14 protein-coding genes are annotated in these 16,794 nt (G+C 60.1%); 3 read left to right on the top strand and 11 right to left on the bottom strand.

The features are described from left to right. Positions 1-298 precede the first annotated feature (298 nt). From betA to BMY73_RS18070, 7 genes are all read right to left on the bottom strand, one after another. A complete protein-coding gene (gene betA / locus BMY73_RS18095; RefSeq protein ID WP_092408777.1) occupies positions 299-2,002 on the bottom strand; it encodes a choline dehydrogenase in 1,704 nt (567 codons plus the stop codon). A gap of 118 nt (positions 2,003-2,120) precedes the next feature. Continuing rightward, the gene (gene betB / locus BMY73_RS18090) at positions 2,121-3,593 is read right to left on the bottom strand and encodes a betaine-aldehyde dehydrogenase (RefSeq protein ID WP_092408775.1); all 1,473 of its coding nucleotides are present in this window, start codon (positions 3,591-3,593) and stop codon (positions 2,121-2,123) included. Between the two features lie 85 nt (positions 3,594-3,678). After that, positions 3,679-4,278: a transcriptional regulator BetI gene (gene betI, locus BMY73_RS18085; protein ID WP_092408773.1), complete on the bottom strand. Its 600-nt coding sequence runs from the start codon at positions 4,276-4,278 to the stop codon at positions 3,679-3,681. Positions 4,279-4,408: 130 nt separating this feature from the next. Then, positions 4,409-4,552: a hypothetical protein gene (locus tag BMY73_RS28350; RefSeq protein ID WP_175500206.1), complete on the bottom strand. Its 144-nt coding sequence runs from the start codon at positions 4,550-4,552 to the stop codon at positions 4,409-4,411. A gap of 92 nt (positions 4,553-4,644) precedes the next feature. Further along, positions 4,645-5,826 carry a choline ABC transporter ATP-binding protein gene (choV, locus tag BMY73_RS18080; protein WP_092408771.1) on the bottom strand — a complete coding sequence of 394 codons (1,182 nt, stop codon included), beginning with the start codon at positions 5,824-5,826 and terminating at the stop codon, positions 4,645-4,647. Next, the gene (gene choW / locus BMY73_RS18075) at positions 5,823-6,671 is read right to left on the bottom strand and encodes a choline ABC transporter permease subunit (protein ID WP_175500207.1); all 849 of its coding nucleotides are present in this window, start codon (positions 6,669-6,671) and stop codon (positions 5,823-5,825) included. The genes choV and choW overlap by 4 nt, the downstream gene beginning before the upstream one ends. Positions 6,672-6,735: 64 nt before the next feature. Next, a complete protein-coding gene (locus BMY73_RS18070) occupies positions 6,736-7,683 on the bottom strand; it encodes a choline ABC transporter substrate-binding protein (RefSeq protein WP_062379147.1) in 948 nt (315 codons plus the stop codon). A 476-nt stretch (positions 7,684-8,159) separates the two neighbouring features. Here BMY73_RS18070 and BMY73_RS18065 point away from each other — a divergent pair, with 476 nt between their 5' ends. Both BMY73_RS18065 and BMY73_RS18060 read left to right on the top strand, forming a co-directional pair. After that, positions 8,160-9,536 (top strand): L-serine ammonia-lyase, encoded by a 1,377-nt coding sequence (locus BMY73_RS18065; RefSeq protein WP_092408769.1) that lies wholly within the window; start codon positions 8,160-8,162, stop codon positions 9,534-9,536. Between the two features lie 602 nt (positions 9,537-10,138). Continuing rightward, positions 10,139-11,242 carry a choline metabolism transcriptional regulator GbdR gene (locus BMY73_RS18060; protein WP_062379145.1) on the top strand — a complete coding sequence of 368 codons (1,104 nt, stop codon included), beginning with the start codon at positions 10,139-10,141 and terminating at the stop codon, positions 11,240-11,242. Between the two features lie 108 nt (positions 11,243-11,350). Here BMY73_RS18060 and BMY73_RS18055 read toward each other — a convergent pair whose 3' ends face one another. Then, the gene (locus BMY73_RS18055; protein WP_092408767.1) at positions 11,351-11,617 is read right to left on the bottom strand and encodes a hypothetical protein; all 267 of its coding nucleotides are present in this window, start codon (positions 11,615-11,617) and stop codon (positions 11,351-11,353) included. A 334-nt stretch (positions 11,618-11,951) separates the two neighbouring features. On the opposite strand from BMY73_RS18055, the gene BMY73_RS18050 reads away from it, so the two are divergent. Further along, positions 11,952-12,794 (top strand): 23S rRNA (adenine(2030)-N(6))-methyltransferase RlmJ, encoded by an 843-nt coding sequence (locus tag BMY73_RS18050; RefSeq protein WP_092408765.1) that lies wholly within the window; start codon positions 11,952-11,954, stop codon positions 12,792-12,794. A gap of 151 nt (positions 12,795-12,945) precedes the next feature. Here the strand turns inward: BMY73_RS18050 and msrA are convergent, their stop codons facing one another. The 3 genes from msrA to BMY73_RS28420 all read right to left on the bottom strand — a co-directional run. Further along, positions 12,946-13,608: a peptide-methionine (S)-S-oxide reductase MsrA gene (gene msrA / locus BMY73_RS18045; RefSeq protein WP_092408763.1), complete on the bottom strand. Its 663-nt coding sequence runs from the start codon at positions 13,606-13,608 to the stop codon at positions 12,946-12,948. Positions 13,609-13,750: 142 nt separating this feature from the next. Beyond that, positions 13,751-16,444 carry a putative bifunctional diguanylate cyclase/phosphodiesterase gene (locus tag BMY73_RS18040; protein ID WP_092408761.1) on the bottom strand — a complete coding sequence of 898 codons (2,694 nt, stop codon included), beginning with the start codon at positions 16,442-16,444 and terminating at the stop codon, positions 13,751-13,753. 75 nt (positions 16,445-16,519) lie between these two features. After that, a partial coding sequence (locus BMY73_RS28420; protein ID WP_218190160.1) for a hypothetical protein occupies positions 16,520-16,794 on the bottom strand: 275 nt, incomplete at its 5' end.

The raw sequence follows: 16,794 nt of genomic DNA, 5'->3' as shown, positions 1-16,794 counted from the left end.
CCTTTGGGCGGGAAGCCAAGAAGGGTTGCATCGGCTCTACCGACCGCTTCGCCACCGTCGTAACCTCCGGCAGCTCCCACACAGAGTGCGTGACACGCTGGATCTTCTCTGACACCAGACTCGCTCAGCTGCGATGGCCTGTCTGCTGAGCGTCCTCCTGTGGGAGCTGCCGGAGGTTACGACGGTGGCGAATGCGTCGTGCCAGCCACCCTCAATGCTGAAGTGCTGACGCATTCGCCGGCAAGCGCGCTCCTACAGGGCTTGCAGTCACCGGCACGGACGATGGCAACCGGCTCGACTACTGCGCCCTCGAGCCAACCTCACGCATCGGCTTGCCACGCACCGGCGCATCGCCAGCCACGTAATACCGTGCGGTGCTGCGTGGCAGCGGAGCGCGACCGCGGATCTTGTCGGCGATTTTCTCGGCGATCATGATCGTCGGCGCATTCAGGTTGCCGGTGGTGATGATCGGCATGATCGAAGCGTCGACCACGCGCAGGTTCTGCATCCCGTGCACACGACCTTCACCGTCGACCACGGCCATTTCATCGGTGCCCATCTTGCACGAGCACGACGGGTGATAGGCCGTTTCGGCGTGCTCGCGGACGAACTGGTCAAGCTGCTCGTCGGTCTGCACTTCGATGCCCGGACTGATCTCGCGACCGCGGTACTTGTCCAGCGCAGGCTGTTGCATGATTTCCCGGGTCAGGCGGATGCCGTCGCGGAACTCCTGCCAGTCCTGTTCGGTGGACATGTAATTGAACAGGATGCTCGGGTAGTCGCGCGGATTCCTGGACTTCAGCTGCACACGGCCGCGGCTCGGCGAGCGCATCGAGCCCACGTGGGCCTGGAACCCGTGCTCCTTCACACCCTTGCTGCCGTTGTAGTTAATCGCCACCGGCAGGAAGTGGTACTGAATGTTCGGCCACTCGAATTCCTCGCGTGAGCGAATGAAACCGCCGGCCTCGAACTGATTGCTGGCACCGATGCCCTTGCCCAGAAACATCCACTCGGCACCAATGGCCGGCTGGTTCCACCAGAGCAAGGAGGGGTACAGCGAGACCGGTTCCTTGCAGGCATACTGCAGGTACATCTCCAGGTGGTCCTGAAGGTTCTCCCCCACGCCGGGCAGATCGTGCACCACCGGAATGTCGAGCTTCTTCAGCAGCGCGGCAGGGCCGACGCCGGAACGCTGCAGGACCTGAGGCGAGGCAATCGCGCCGCTGCACAACAGGACTTCCTTGCGTGCGCGGGCTTCGATGCGCGTGTCGCTGTTGCCGACCAGGTAGGCCACGCCCACGGCACGTTTGCCCTCGAACAGGATGCGATCGGTCAGTGCATGGGTGACGATGGTCAGCGTCGAGCGCTTCTTCGCTTCGTCCAGATAACCACGGGCGGTGCTGGCGCGACGACCGAACGGTGTGACGGTGCGGTCCATCGGGCCGAAGCCTTCCTGTTGATAGCCGTTAAGGTCTTCGGTGCGTGGGTAACCCGCCTGAACACCGGCTTCCACCATCGCGGCGAACAGCGGATTGTTACCCGCTTTGGGCGTGGTCACGCTGACCGGGCCTTCGCCGCCATGGTAGTCGTTCGGACCGATATCGCGGGTTTCCGCCTTGCGGAAATACGGCAGGCAGTCGAGGTAGGTCCAGTCTTCCAGCCCTGGCAATTTCGCCCAGCCGTCATAGTCCATCGCGTTGCCACGGATGTAGCACATGCCGTTGATCAGCGACGAACCGCCCAGGCCTTTGCCACGACCGCACTCCATCCGGCGGTTGTTCATGTAAGGCTCGGGCTCGGTTTCGTAAGCCCAGTTGTAGCGACGACCCTGAAGCGGGAACGCCAGCGCGGCCGGCATTTGGGTGCGGAAGTCGGCGCGGTAATCCGGGCCGCCGGCTTCGAGCAACAGAACGGTGACGCCCGCGTCTTCGGTGAGACGGGCTGCCAGGGTGTTACCGGCAGAGCCGGCCCCGATGATGATGTAGTCGTATTCTTGGGACATTAAAATGCTCCCTCTTCATAAGGTGATCAGGGGTATGGCTGTTGACTCAATCTCCTGTAGGAGCAGTCGGAGGTTACAACTGCTCCTACAGAGATCGGGTCATGGCGTAAGGCCGGGTTTAGAACACCGACGCGTAATCGCCCAGCTCGACCTGTACCGATTTGAGGCGCGTGTACTGCGCCAGCGAGCTGATCCCGTTCTCGCGGCCAACACCCGATTGCTTGTAGCCGCCGACCGGCATCTTCGCGTCGGATTCGCCCCAGGCGTTGATCCAGCAGATGCCGGCTTCGAGCTGGTGAATCACGCGGTGGGCGCGGTTCAGGTCTTTGGTCACGATGCCCGCCGCCAGGCCCATTTCGGTGTCGTTGGCGCGGCGGATCACTTCGTCCTCGGACTCGTAACTGAGGATGCTCATGACCGGGCCGAAGATCTCTTCTTTGACGATGGTCATGTCGTCGCTGCAGTCGGTGAACACGGTCGGCGCAACGAATGCGCCTTTGGCGAATTCGCCATCGGTCAAACGGTTACCGCCGACCAGCAGGCGCGCGCCTTCTTCCTTGCCCTTGGCGATGTAGCCCAACACGCTTTCCATGTGCGCGAAGCTCACCAGCGGGCCGAAGTTGGTGTTGTCATCTTCCGGGTTACCGACGCGGATACGGTTCACGCGTTCCAGAATCTTCGCTTCGAACGCCGACTTCAGCGAGGCTGGCACGAACACGCGGGTGCCGTTGGTGCAGACCTGACCGGAACTGTAGAAGTTGGCCATCATGGCGATGTCGGCGGCACGATCCAGATCGGCATCGTCGAAAATGATCAGCGGCGACTTGCCGCCCAGCTCCATGGTCACTTCCTTGAGCGACGAACTGGAGGCGCTGGCCATGACTTTCTTGCCGGTGTCGGTGCCGCCGGTGAACGAAACCTTCTCGATGCGCGGGTGCTCGGTCAGCCAGGTGCCGACTTCGCGACCGCTGCCGGTCAGGACGTTGAACACGCCGTCGGGCAGGCCGGCTTCGGTGTAGATCTCGGCTAGTTTCAGGGTGGTCAGCGAGGTGACTTCGCTCGGCTTGAAGATCATCGCGTTGCCCGCAGCCAAGGCCGGCGCGGATTTCCACAGGGCGATCTGGATCGGGTAGTTCCACGCACCAATGCCGACCGTGACACCCAGCGGCTCGCGGCGGGTGTAAACGAAAGAAGAGGTGCGCAGCGGGATCTGCTCGCCTTCGATAGCCGGAACCAGGCCTGCGTAGTACTCCAGCACATCGGCGCCGGTGACGATGTCGACGTATTTGGTTTCGGAGATCGCTTTGCCGGTGTCCAGGGTTTCCAGTGCAGCCAGCTCATCGTTGCGCTCGCGCAGGATATCGACGGCCCGACGCAGGATGCGCGAGCGCTCCATGGCGGTCATCGCAGCCCAGATCTTCTGACCCTTTTCCGCACTGACGACAGCGCGTTCGACGTCGGCCTGGCTGGCCCGCTGAACCTTGGCGAGCACCTCGCCGTTGGCCGGGTTGATGGCTTCGAAGGTCGCGTCGCTGCTGGCGTCGACGTAACCACCGTCAATGTAGAGTTTTTGCAGTTCGAAACGGGCCATAAAGTCCTCGCAGTTGTCTGTGAATGGCGATGACCGGGTGCGTTGAGTGCTGTGCCGGTCGTTGTCGGGCGGCCTGCCGTATGTATCAGGAGCAGCGCGCCGCTTTTGCCAGTTGGAAATCCATGTATTCGTAGGCGAGCTGTTGCGCCTGTTGGGTATCGAAGGCATCGCCGGAAAGCGCGCCGCGCAACCACAGTCCATCGATCAGCGCCGCCAGGCCGCGAGCTGCGGTGCGTGCGTCGTCCAGTGGCAGCACGCGGCGGAACTGGCAGCACAGGTTCGAATACAGGCGGTGATCGTTGATGCGCTGTAATCGGTGCAGCGATGGCGAATGCATGCTGGTGGCCCAGAACGCGAGCCAGGTTTTCATGGCCGGGCCGTTGACCTGACTGGCGTCGAAGTTGCCCTCGATGATGACTTTCAGATGCGCCCTGGGGCTGCTGTCGGTCAGTGCCTGCCGGCGTTCGGCGACGTTGATGATCAGTGCGTTCATCAGGTGGCGCATGGTCGCTGCGATCAGGCCGTTCTTGTCCTGAAAGTAGTGACTGATGATACCGTTGGAGACGCCGGCCAGTCTGGCGATCAACGCGATGCTGGCATCGCCCATCCCGACCTGATCGACGGCCGAAAGCGTGGCCTGAATCAGTTGCTGACGACGAATGGGTTGCATACCGACCTTGGGCATCTGAGCGTCTCCGTGGCTTGCCGGGTGATCGAGAAGGGCTGAAAAACGGCCTCCAGTATATTGCTTTTTAATTGAACGTTCAATCAACAAAAAACCATGGGCGTGCGGAAAGCTGTTGATCTCGTGCGTTTTAGAGCCTTGAAACGATCATTTGTAGGAGCGTGGCTCGTCCCGCGATCTGCTGCGCAGCGGCAGCAAATCCATCCGCATTGGGGGTGTCAGGCACACCGCATTCGCTGAATTTGCTGCCGGTTCCCGGCAGATCGCGGGACAAGCCTCGCTCCTACAGTTTCGGGTGTCGCGCTTACCCGTTTGTGTGATCGTTCCCACGCTCTGCGTGGGAACGATCACAGTCTGGTGGTGCGTTTAGCCGTGATTCTTACCAAGCAACGCGTGGTACAGCTCGCTGTCGCCCAGAATGCCGACCAGTTGGTTGTTCTCTTGAAGCACCAGCTTGTTGCCGGTGTGGTAACGAATCTGCAGCGCTTCACGCATGCCGATGTCGGAGTGCACGACAGTCGGTCTGCGGCCCAGGTTTTCGACCGCCTGGCCGGGTTCCCAGCTCTGCAGGTCCACCGCCGCGCCGTGCTGGCGCAGGCCTTTGATCGTGTTGCCGTCTGCCAGATCGATCCATGAATCGTCGCCCGGGTCCAGGCACACCTGGGAGCCGTTGATGCGCGTGCAATCGGTGATCGGGCGCATCAGGCTGCGGCCACACAGGACGTTGAGCGGGTTGGTGTGCGCGACGAAGGTCCGCACGTATTCGTCCGCAGGGTTGAGCACGATCTCTTCCGGCACGCTGTACTGGATGATCCGGCCGTCTTTCATGATCGCGATGCGGGTGCCCAGCTTCAGGGCTTCGTCCAGGTCATGGCTCACGAACACGATGGTTTTGCTCAATTTCTTCTGCAGGGCCAACAGTTCATCCTGCAGACCCTGGCGGATCAGCGGGTCGAGAGCGGAGAACGGTTCGTCCATCAGCAGAATGTCGGCGTCCATCGCCAATGCACGGGCCAGGCCCACGCGCTGCTGCATGCCGCCGGACAGTTCGTCAGGCTTCTTGTTACGCCACTGGGCCAAGCCCACCAGCTCAAGTTTTTCGTCGACCAGTTGGCGACGTTCTTTTTCGGGGCGCCCCTGCATTTCCAGGCCAAAGCTGATGTTCTCGCGAACGGTCAGCCATGGCATCAGGGCGAACTTCTGGAACACCATCGCGATGCGCTTGGTGCGCATCATTTTCAGCTCGGCCGGGGTGCAGTTGGCGATGTTGATCTGCTTCCCTTCGTGCTCCACGAACAGCGAACCGCGGCTGACCGTGTTCAGGCCGTTGATGCAGCGCAGCAGGCTGGATTTGCCCGAACCGGACAAGCCCATCAGCACACAGATTTCGCCTTTGTTGATTTCCAGACTGGCTTTTTCAACGCCAACGATCTGACCGGTTTTTTTCAGGATTTCCGGCCGCGCCAGGCCCTGATCCAGCAGCTTGAGAGCCTCGCGCGGGTCTTTGGAGAAGACGACGTCTACCTGGTCGAATTTGATGATGCTCATGCGTCGGCCCTCACTTTTGCGTCGGGTTGTTTGCAGATACGGTCGAGCATGATCGCCAGCAATACGATCGCAAGGCCTGCTTCGAAGCCCAGTGCGATATCAGCAGTGTTCAGTGCGTTGACCACAGGTTTGCCCAAGCCGTCCGCACCCACCAGTGCTGCGATCACCACCATCGACAACGACAGCATGATGCACTGGGTGATGCCGGCCGCGATGCTAGGCATGGCGTGGGGCAGTTCGATTCGGGAAAGCAGTTGGCGACGGGAGCAGCCGAAGGCCTTGCCGGCGTCGAGGAGTTCTTGCGGGACATCGCAGATGCCCAGATAGGTCAACCGGATGGGGGCGGCAATCGCGAACACCACCGTGGAAATCAGACCCGGTACCACGCCCAGCCCGAACAGGGTCAGGGTTGGAATCAGGTAAACGAACGTCGGCACCGTCTGCATCAGGTCGAGGACGGGGCGCATGCAGGTGTAAAACATCGGCTTGTGCGCGGCAACGATGCCCAGCGGCACGCCGATCACCACACAGACCAGGGTGGCAAACAGCACCTGGGCCAGGGTTTCCATGGTTTCCTGCCAATACCCCAGGTTCAGGATCAGCAAAAACGAAAGGATGACGAAGGCGGTCAGGCCCCACTTGCGCTGGATGAAGTGTGCGAGCAGAGCAATCAGGCCGATCAGGACAAACGGATTGAACCACGTCAGACCGGAAGTCAGTCCGTGGATCATGGTTTCCAGTGACGAGGCGATGGCGTCGAAGGTGCTGGCGCCGTGTTGGGTCAGCCAGTCGACAAAGCCTGCGATGTACTGGCCTAGGGGGATTTTATGATCAGTCAGCATGATATCGATTGTCCGCGTGCGGGATGAAAAGAGGACAACAGGCGGGCGAACCCGCCTGCGTGTCGAGTTACTTCGTCAGCTCGGCTTTAGCGGCTTCCAGGCCAGGTTTACCGTCCACTGTGGTGACACCCGCCAGCCAGGTGTCGAGTACTTGAGGATTCTTCTTCAACCACGCCTTCGCGGCGGCTTCAGGCTTCATCTTGTCGTCCAGGATGTTGCCCATCAGCTCGCTTTCCATGTCGACGGTGAACTGCAGATTCTTCAGCAACTGACCGACGTTGCTGCACTCCTGGGTGTAACCCTTGCGCGTGTTGGTCGCGACGGTCGCGGCGCCAAAGTCGGGGCCGAAGAAGTCGTCGCCACCGGTCAGGTACTGAATCTTGAAGCGCTTGTTCATCGGGTGCGGTGCCCAGCCCAGGAACACCACGGCGGTGTCGCGCTTGGAGGCGCGATCCACTTGGGAGAGCATGCCGGCTTCGCTCGATTCGACGACTTTGAACCCGGCGGTCTTCAGGCCGAATGCGTCTTTGTCGATCATGCTCTGGATCAGGCGGTTGCCGTCGTTGCCGGGCTCGATGCCGTAGATCTTGCCATCGAGTTCTTTCTTGAATTTGGCGATGTCGGCGAAATCATGCAGGCCTTTGTCGTACAGCGCTTGCGGTACGGCCAGTGTGTATTTGGCGCCTGTGAGGTTGGTGCGCACGACTTCGACAGTGCCGGCGTCGCGGTATGGCTTGATGTCGTTTTCCATGGTCGGCATCCAGTTGCCGAGGAACACGTCCATATTCTTGCCATCGGCCAGCGACTTGTAGGTCACCGGTACGGAAATCATGGTGGTCTTGGTTTTGTAGCCCAGTGACTGAAGGACAACGCTGGTGGTCGCAGTAGTCGCGGTGATATCGGTCCAGCCTACATCGGAAAAATTGACTGTCTTGCAAGCCTCGGGCTCTGCGGCCTGGGCCAGCATGGGCAGACTCAGCGCAACGCCCAGCAATAGCTTGTGTGAACCTTTCATGGTTGGACTCCTTAGGTGTTTTCTTCTCGTCATCAGTCAGGGCTGACGCGTTTTTGGGTGTCGGCGAGTCAAGTGGGAAAACAGCTCTATCACTGCGTCTGGCGATTGAGTCGATAACGATCATGTAACAGGGAAAAACAAACGCCTACAGGGCGCGTCGTAACCAGTACAGAGGGGGTCGTATCCAGTGTCGGTGACGTCGCTTACAGATTTTTTCCCCGCTCGCCGAACGGTTTTCGAGTGTCAAAGCGGCAAAAAGTGTCGAAAACACTGGGTCTTCTTCTAGAGGGTGTGCTCCTGGAGGCTTCTGCGTAGCCGCGACGTTCGTGGACAAGAGTGGGTCGGTGTGAGACGCCGTCGTTGAAGATAAAAGGCTGATGATGCCGCCATCTCGACGGATAGCAGCTTGAGCGTAGCAGTTCCGTCGCCGGCCGCCTGGCGCGCCGGGAACCCTGTTCTACGGAGGTTTGCGGTTAATGGCTATCAGCGTGTTCGACCTGTTCAAGATTGGTATCGGTCCTTCCAGTTCCCACACCGTGGGACCGATGCGCGCAGCGGCATTGTTCGTTCAAGGCTTGCGTGAACGCGACCAGTTGGCGTCGGTTTTGCGCATCGAAGTGCGTCTGTACGGATCGCTGTCAGCGACCGGGGTCGGGCACGGCAGCGACAACGCCGTGATCATGGGTTTGATGGGCGAATGGCCTGATGCAATCGACCCGACCTTGATCGGTCAGCACATTGCAGAGCTGCGTGAAACCGACACCTTGAAGCTCAACGGCGATCACCCGATCACGTTCGTCTGGCAGCGCGACATGCAACTGATCGACGAAAACCTGCCCTTTCATCCCAACGCCATGACCTTGATCGCCTTCGATGCGAGCGGCGAGCTGCACCGCGACACCTACTATTCGGTGGGCGGCGGGTTTGTCGTTGATGAGGCGCAGGCGGCCAGCGGTGTGCTGGACATGGACAACACCGTGCTGCCCTATGACTTCTCCAGTGCCGATGAGCTGCTGATGCTGTGTGAGAAGCATGGTCTGCGTGTCTCGGAACTGATGATGGCAAACGAGAAGGTCTGGCGCAGCGAAGAGGAAATACGGGCCGGGCTGATGCGTTTGTGGCGTGCGATGCAGGATTGTGTGGAGCACGGCCTGAAACACGAAGGCATCCTGCCTGGCGGCCTGAATGTGCGTCGCCGCGCAGCACGGCTGCATCGCAGCCTTCAGGAGCTGGGCAAGCCGAACGTGATCGGCTCGACCTTGAATGCGATGGAGTGGGTCAACCTGTTTGCGCTCGCGGTCAATGAAGAGAACGCCGCAGGTGGGCGCATGGTCACCGCGCCTACGAACGGCGCAGCGGGCATCATTCCGGCGGTGCTGCATTATTTCGTCAAATTCAGCGATGAAGTCAGCGAAGCCAACGTGGTGGATTATTTCCTGGCTGCCGCGTCAATCGGCATCCTGTGTAAAAAGAATGCCTCGATCTCTGGTGCCGAAGTGGGTTGTCAGGGCGAAGTGGGTTCGGCCTGTGCCATGGCCGCGGCCGGACTGGCGGACATTCTTGGCGCAACGCCTGCGCAATTGTGCAACGCGGCTGAAATCGGACTCGAACACAACCTGGGGCTGACCTGCGACCCGGTTGGGGGCCTGGTTCAAGTGCCCTGCATCGAGCGCAATGCGATTGCCGCCGTGAAGGCAATCAATGCGGCACAGATGGCGCTGCGCGGTGACGGCACTCACTTCATTTCGCTTGATCGGGTGATTCGCACCATGCGCGACACCGGTGCCGACATGCATGACAAATATAAAGAGACATCGCGCGGCGGGTTGGCGGTCAGTGCGGTGGAGTGTTGATCCAGGACTGTGCAGCGCTTGTTCCGATGTTTTCGCGAGCAAGCTCACTCCCACAAAGGTTTTGCGTCAGACGACTCATGTGCGGATAACCGAATACCGGTAGGAGTGAGCTTGCTCGCGATTGCGATCTGTCTGAAGACGTCGTCGTGGCTGACACCCCGATCAAGACCAAGGGGTAATGCGATTACCTTCTGCTCGCTTTTGAATCACGTTTCAAACCCGCCGCTGCCTTTTGGCGCGTGACCCGGATAGACATGGCGCAAAGCCATGTCTCACAGGCGTTTAACGGCCTACCGCCGGTCACCTGTGCAAGGAGTGACACTCCTGTCTGTCAGGCATTTCCTCTTTTCCCACAAGTGCTACCGAATTGCTCATTCGTTCCTTTGTTTTCGCGGCTCAGGGATCGATAGGTCGCTAACGGAACAGCCATGTCGCTCCCGAATAGACGCATCGCGACGTCGCAAACAGGGTTTATTGAATGTCTATTCAAGTTTAGGCATGGCATTTGCGTTGCAATAGCAGAGTCCTCCACTGATGAGGGCCATACAACAAGAGCCTCTAGCTGGGGCCATCAATTGCTTTACGTGAGAGGAGATACTGTGATGACTTCGTTCAACGCCGGGGCTCAACCCCAGAACCGTGCGCCCCAATCCATCGGCTTTCTGCTGCTGGACAATTTCACACTCATCTCTCTCGCGTCGGCGGTTGAACCGTTACGCATGGCGAACCAGTTGTCCGGTCGTGAGCTGTATCGCTGGACCACATTGACCGTCGACGGCGGCCAGGTATGGGCCAGTGACGGCTTGCAAATCACTCCCGACGCTTCGATGCACAAGGCGCCGGTGCTGGACACCGTGATCGTCTGCGGCGGCGTCGGCATTCAACGCACCGTTACCCGCGAACACGTGAGCTGGCTGCAGAGCCAGGCGCGCCAGTCCCGACGCCTCGGCGCGGTGTGCACCGGCAGCTGGGCGCTGGCCTGCGCAGGTCTTCTGGACGGCTTCGATTGCAGCGTGCACTGGGAATGTCTGGCCGCGATGCAGGAGGCTTTCCCTCGCGTGGCGATGAGCACGCGTCTGTTCACGCTCGACCGTAACCGTTTCACCAGCTCCGGCGGCACCGCGCCGCTGGACATGATGCTGCACCTCATCAGCCGCGATCATGGCCGTGAACTGTCCGCCGCGATCTCGGAGATGTTCGTCTATGAGCGTATTCGTAACGAGCAGGATCACCAGCGCGTGCCGCTCAAGCACATGCTCGGCACCAACCAGCCGAAGCTGCAGGAAATCGTCGCGCTGATGGAGGCCAACCTGGAGGAGCCTATCGACCTCGACGAACTGGCGGTCTACGTCTCCGTCTCGCGCCGCCAGCTTGAAAGGCTCTTTCAGAAGTACCTGCATTGCTCGCCATCGCGCTACTACTTGAAGCTGCGCCTGATTCGTGCGCGTCAGTTGCTCAAGCAAACGCCGATGTCGATCATCGAAGTGGCGTCCGTCTGCGGCTTTGTGTCCACACCGCATTTTTCCAAGTGCTACCGCGAATACTTCGGCATTCCGCCCCGCGATGAGCGTGTCGGGTCCAACACCGCACAGCAAGTGGCGATGATGCCGATTCCTCAGGCCATGGTCCTGGCACCGCTCTCCGGCCCGTTGTCGGCCCTGAGCCAGGCGCGTAACGAATCGACGTTTGCGAGTGTGAGGTTGTAACGGGTTAACGCATCTGTAGGAGCGCGCTTGCCCGCGATCGTGGGTGTGCCAGTCAACGTATCGGTTGCAGGCAAACCTCAATCGCGGGCAAGCGCGCTCCTACAAGAATCAGGCCTGTGTACGGGCTTTGTTATACGTCGCCAGCGCCGGCAGCAGCTGTTGGTCGATCGCCTGGCGCACGGCTGGCAGGATGGTCGCGCTGCTGGTGAGCATCTTCTCCACCAACTGGCGCAACGCCCGGGCACGATCGTCGTTCAGGCCACACACCACCTGAGCGCAGGCTTGTTCGGCGGTGGCGCTGGAAGGCATTTCAAAGCCGATCGATCTGAGTTGACCCAGCAGATCGTCCTGGTCGATCAGGTCCGCATGCATCATGACGCTCGCTCCTTTTAGTGGGATTGAGCCGATTCTGGTAGCCCCACGCACGCTCGGCAATACCTGTCTTCGGCAATGTCTGCGATGCACAACAGCGTGTCGGTTTTGGCTATGTAACCGTTTAGTTCATTCGGCATAATGGCGTCATTCAAAAGTGCGCGGACGATGGGTTTGGTCACCTTCGCGTCCGCGCATGTCCCTCAACCCCGGTTTTGTAACGGCTTAACCGGGGCTTTTTTTTGCCTGTGATTCGGCTTGCAGCTTGCGTCGAGGCACGAGCGGTCTGCGCAAGGGCGGCTGTTTTGGTAAACTCCGCAGCCTTCCAGGAGCCGCCATGAACTACCGTCACGCCTTCCACGCCGGCAATCACGCCGACGTCTTCAAACACATCGTCCTGACTCGCTTGATCGCGCTGATGTCGCGCAAGGAGCAGCCTCTCGCCTATCTCGACACCCATGCGGGCCTTGGTCTGTACGACCTGCAAGGCGATCAGGCTACGCGCACCGGAGAGTGGATCGAAGGCATTGGCCGTTTGTGGGATGCCGAAGATGTGCCGCCCATGGCTGCCGGTTATCTGGACGTGATTCGCCAGATGAACCGCAAGACCGGCGAATTGCGCTATTACCCCGGTTCGCCTGAGCTGGCGCGCCGTCTGACCCGCGAGCAGGACCGCGTGCTGCTTAACGAGAAGCACCCTGAAGATGGCGCAATGCTCAAAGACAACATGAAGTACGACCGCCGCGTGGCGGTGCACCTGGGTGAGGGCTGGCATGTGCCGCGCGCCTTGCTGCCCGTGCAGGAAAAGCGCGCGGTGATGCTGATCGACCCGCCGTTCGAGCAACTCGACGAGATGAAGCGCTGCTCGGTGGCACTCAAGGAAGCCATCGGTCGCATGCGTCAGACCGTCGCCGCCATCTGGTATCCGGTCAAGGACCAGCGCGCGCTCAAGCGCTTTTATCAGGAACTGGCCGAGACGGGCGCCCCGAAGCTGTTGCGTGTGGAGCTGCTGGTGCATCCGCTGGACACCCCGAACAGCCTGAACGGCTCGGGCATGGCCATCGCCAACCCGCCGTGGGGCCTGGAAGAAGAACTGCGTGAACTGCTGCCGTGGCTGGCCGAGAAACTGGGCCAGACTCAGGGTGACTGGAAGATGGATTGGCTGATTGCAGAGAGCTGATTGTCTGAGGTGCCGTGCGGCGAACCCTTGTAGGAGCCGGCTTGCTGGCGAACCGGTGAATCAGTAGACAATATTTTGTCTGACCTGACGCATTCGCCAGTAAGCCGGCTCCTACAGAGTATCGGTGTTGATCGTTCAGTCGGTTTGCGGCTTAAGCCTTATTCAGGCTCGGCGGCATGCAGACACCGGTGCCGCCGATCCCGCAATAGCCTTGCGGATTCTTCGCCAGGTACTGTTGGTGATAAGCCTCGGCAAAATACACGGTCGGCGCCTGGTCAATTTCAGTGGTGATTTCCCCGAGGCCCGCCTTGGTCAGTTCGGCCTGGTACACCTCGGCGCTGGCCTTTGCCGCTTGCAGTTGCTCTGGCGTGGTGGCGTAAATCACCGAGCGGTACTGGGTGCCGAGGTCGTTGCCCTGGCGCATGCCCTGCGTCGGATTGTGCAGTTCCCAGAACATCGCCAGCAGCTCTTGATAGCTGACCTTCGCCGGTTCATACACCACCAGAACGACTTCAGCGTGGCCGGTCAGCCCGGAGCAGACTTCTTCGTAGGTCGGGTTCGGCGTGAAGCCGCCCGCATAGCCAACGACTGTGCTGACAACGCCATCACGTTGCCAGAAACGACGCTCGGCGCCCCAGAAGCAACCCAGGCCGAAAATGGCGAATTCGACGTCTTGAAAGAACGGGCCCAGCAGCGGGTTGGCATTGACGAAATGCGTCTCCGGCAGAGCCATCGGGGTTTCGCGGCCCGGCAGCGCTTGCTGGGCAGTGGGGAGTTCGTTTTTGTTCACAAGGATTTCCGAGCGCAGGGCCATGAGGTAGACCTCTCAAGGACATGACAACCGACGGGGTTTGTCAGTGAAGGACGTATATGGGGTCAGATTGTGTTGTTACAAATGAAAGGCGACCAGTGTGCCGTACACGGCTTGAGCGGGGAAGGGGAGCAACATCCGGATGTCAGGGCTGAGGTCCGCGTGGATAACGCCGCAACGCGTTGATCAGGTCCTCGCCCGGGATAGGCTTATCGAACAGATAACCCTGGCCTACGTCGCAGCGGTGACGACGCAGGAATGCCAGTTGCTCGGCCGTCTCGATGCCTTCGGCAACCACGGTCAGTTTGAGGTTATGCGCCATGGCGATGACCGCCGAGGTGATTTCCATGTCGTCCTGATCGTCCGGAATGTCCCGGATGAAGCTGCGGTCGATCTTGATGACGTCGATAGGGAATTTCTTCAAGTAACTGAAGGACGAGTAACCAGTGCCGAAGTCGTCCATCGCCAGCGTCAGGCCAAGGGTCTTCAGCGATTCGAGCTGCAGGCGTGTATCTTCGGTCGCTTCCAGCAGCAGGCCTTCAGTGAGCTCCAGCTCCAGCAGCGACGGGTCGAGCTGTTCTTCGCGCAGAATGTTGGCGAGGGAGGTCACCAGCTCCGGGTCGGAGAATTGTTTGGGCGAGACGTTGATCGCCACGTGCAGCTTGCCGTAGCCCGCGGCGGTGAGTTGTTTGCTCATGCGGCAGGACTGCCGCGCGACCCATTTGCCGATCGGGATGATCAGGCCGGTTTCCTCGGCGACGCTGATGAACTGGTCCGGCCGGATCATGCCCTTTTCCGGATGGTTCCAGCGCAACAGCGCTTCCATGCCCAACAGGCGCCCGGTGCGCAGGCACAGCTTGGGCTGATAGAAGACTTCCAGCTCGTTTTGCGTCAGGGCGCGGCGCAGGTTGTTCTCCACGAACAGCTTGTAGCTGGCCTCGGCGTTGAGCGCCTCGGTGAACACCTGGACCTGATGCTTGCCGTTGGCCTTGGCCTTGTGCAGCGCCAGACCGGCGTTCTTCATGAGTGTCTGTGGGTCGCGGCCGTGCAGCGGCGCGCAGGCCAGGCCGACGGAGCCGGTCACGCTGATCAACTGGTTATCGACGAACATCGGCTTGTCCAGCGTTGTCAGTACCTGGCTGGCGATGCGTTGACCGTCTTCTGGACCGGTATCGTCCAGCAGCACGGCGAATTCGTTACTGGCAAAGCGCGCGAGAATCCCGGTCGGGCTAAGGCTGTTGCGCAGTCGCCGCGCGAGGCTGATCAGCAACTTGTCGCCGGTCTGGTGACCGAGGCTGTCGTTGATCCGCTTGAAGTTGTCGATGTCCACCAGCAGCAGGCTGATGGGCGTTTCGATGTCCCGGGCGAAGTGCTCGTCGAGGGTGCGAATGAACGCCGGACGGTTGCCCAGATTGGTCAGGTTGTCGGTATACGCCAGGCGCTCGATTCGCTGCTGGGAGAGCTTCGCCTGGGTGATGTCTTCGTAGATGCCGATGTAATGGGTCAGTTCGCGGTTGTCGCCAAAGACCTTGGAAATCGACAACTGGCCCCAGTACGGTTCAAGGTTCTTGCGACGGCTCTTGAATTCGCCTTGCCAGCTGTTGCCGCTCACCAGGCTGGAATTGGCGTCGAGCAACAGCGAGTTGAGATTCTCCAGCGCGGGCAGTTCCGACAGGCGATGGCCGTGGACCTCATCCGCAGTGTACTGGGTGATCTCGGTGAAGCTTGGGTTGACGTACTCGACCACGCCGTCGCAGTTGACCAGCAGAAACGCATTGGCGCTCTGTTCCACGGCCCGCTGGAACAAGTGCAGGGCGTTGGTGGCGGTGCGACGGTTGTGGTTATTGATGGCTTGTGCGAACTGATCGGCCAACTCACCGGCGAAGGCAATTTCGTCTGACTGCCAGTCGCGCGCAGTGCCGGTCTGCTCGAGGCACAGCACGCCGACGACGTTGCCATCGATGCGTATGCTGGCGTCGAGAATCGCGTTGATGTCACGCGGCCCGAGGCTTTCAGCCAGTTCACGGGTGCGCGGGTCGAGCTGCACGTCGTTGGCGTCGATGGCACGACTGGTGTGCAGCGCTTCCAGGTAGCTGGGGTAACGACTGATGTCGATCGGGTCGGGTTTGAAGTAACCGTCGAGGTCTCGCCGATACTCGGCAATCGGCTCAAGGGTCTGACCGTTGAGGTTCCAGATGGCTGCGCGATCAATGTTGTAGATCTCGCAAGCGCTCTTGGTGATCAGCTCGGCGGCTTCCTGCAGGGAGTTGCTGGAGCTGTAGCGATGGCGCGCCAGGCGCAAAATCAGGCTCTGCTGCGCGCGAACCCGCTCAAGGTGCTGCAATTGTTCGTGTTGAGCGCGCTGGTTCAGTTCCAAAGCGATCTGCAGGCGTGAGTTCTGGACTTCCAGATCCGGGCTGAACGCCAGTTCGCTGGCGTCGAACACCTCGTCGACCACCATCAGGTAGCCGCGCAGGAGGTGGCGGTTGCGCTGTTTGTAGCCTTCCCCGATCTCTAGCAGGCCCAGCGGGCCGCGAGCGGTGTGAAGGGTGTAGCGGATGATGTAATGCGAGTTACTGGCCAGTTGCATCTGCACGGCATCGTGCAGGTGATAGCGGGCCTCCGGTTCCATCAGGCTGGCATAGGGTGCACCGACGAGGGCGCACAGTTCCATGGCCGGCATGTCAAACTGCTTTTCGCAGTTGGGGTCCAGGTACAGCATCGCCCAGCTGGGTTCATTCAGCCGTTCGAAACGCAGCATGCCGAGCCGCGAGGGCACCGGCAATTGCGTCACGACCTCGGCTGCCGATCGGGCGGCAGCATCAGGTTGGCTTTTCATGAAGGAACTCGCTTAAAGAGTACGGTCGCGCATGGGCAAGGAGCCCATCGTTAAATCGCGTGTCGCAAGGTTGCATCATGGCGAACGGGCTGACAAGTGAGCGCGATGGCTTAGTGCTATAAATCTGTCGGCAAATGGGAGATTAACTAAAGGTTTCCGGTCGGATTTGTCGAGAGAGTCGGTAAGTGCCTGATTTTGGTGCTCGCGGCGCTTGTTGTTGATCGTGCCCGCTTTTTGGTTTTTGACGTTCGCGGTGGGTGGGCTTGTTGGGTTCTTTGGGTTTGTTGGGTTTGTTGGGTATGGCGTTGGGATTGTGAGCAGATCCATTCTCTCGGGTGGCGCCGATTCAC

Origin of the sequence: Pseudomonas sp. NFACC02 (genome assembly GCF_900110765.1) — a bacterium.
In the GTDB taxonomy this organism is placed as follows: Bacteria; Pseudomonadota; Gammaproteobacteria; order Pseudomonadales; family Pseudomonadaceae; genus Aquipseudomonas.
This window is presented reverse-complemented; position numbering and strand designations above follow the sequence as displayed.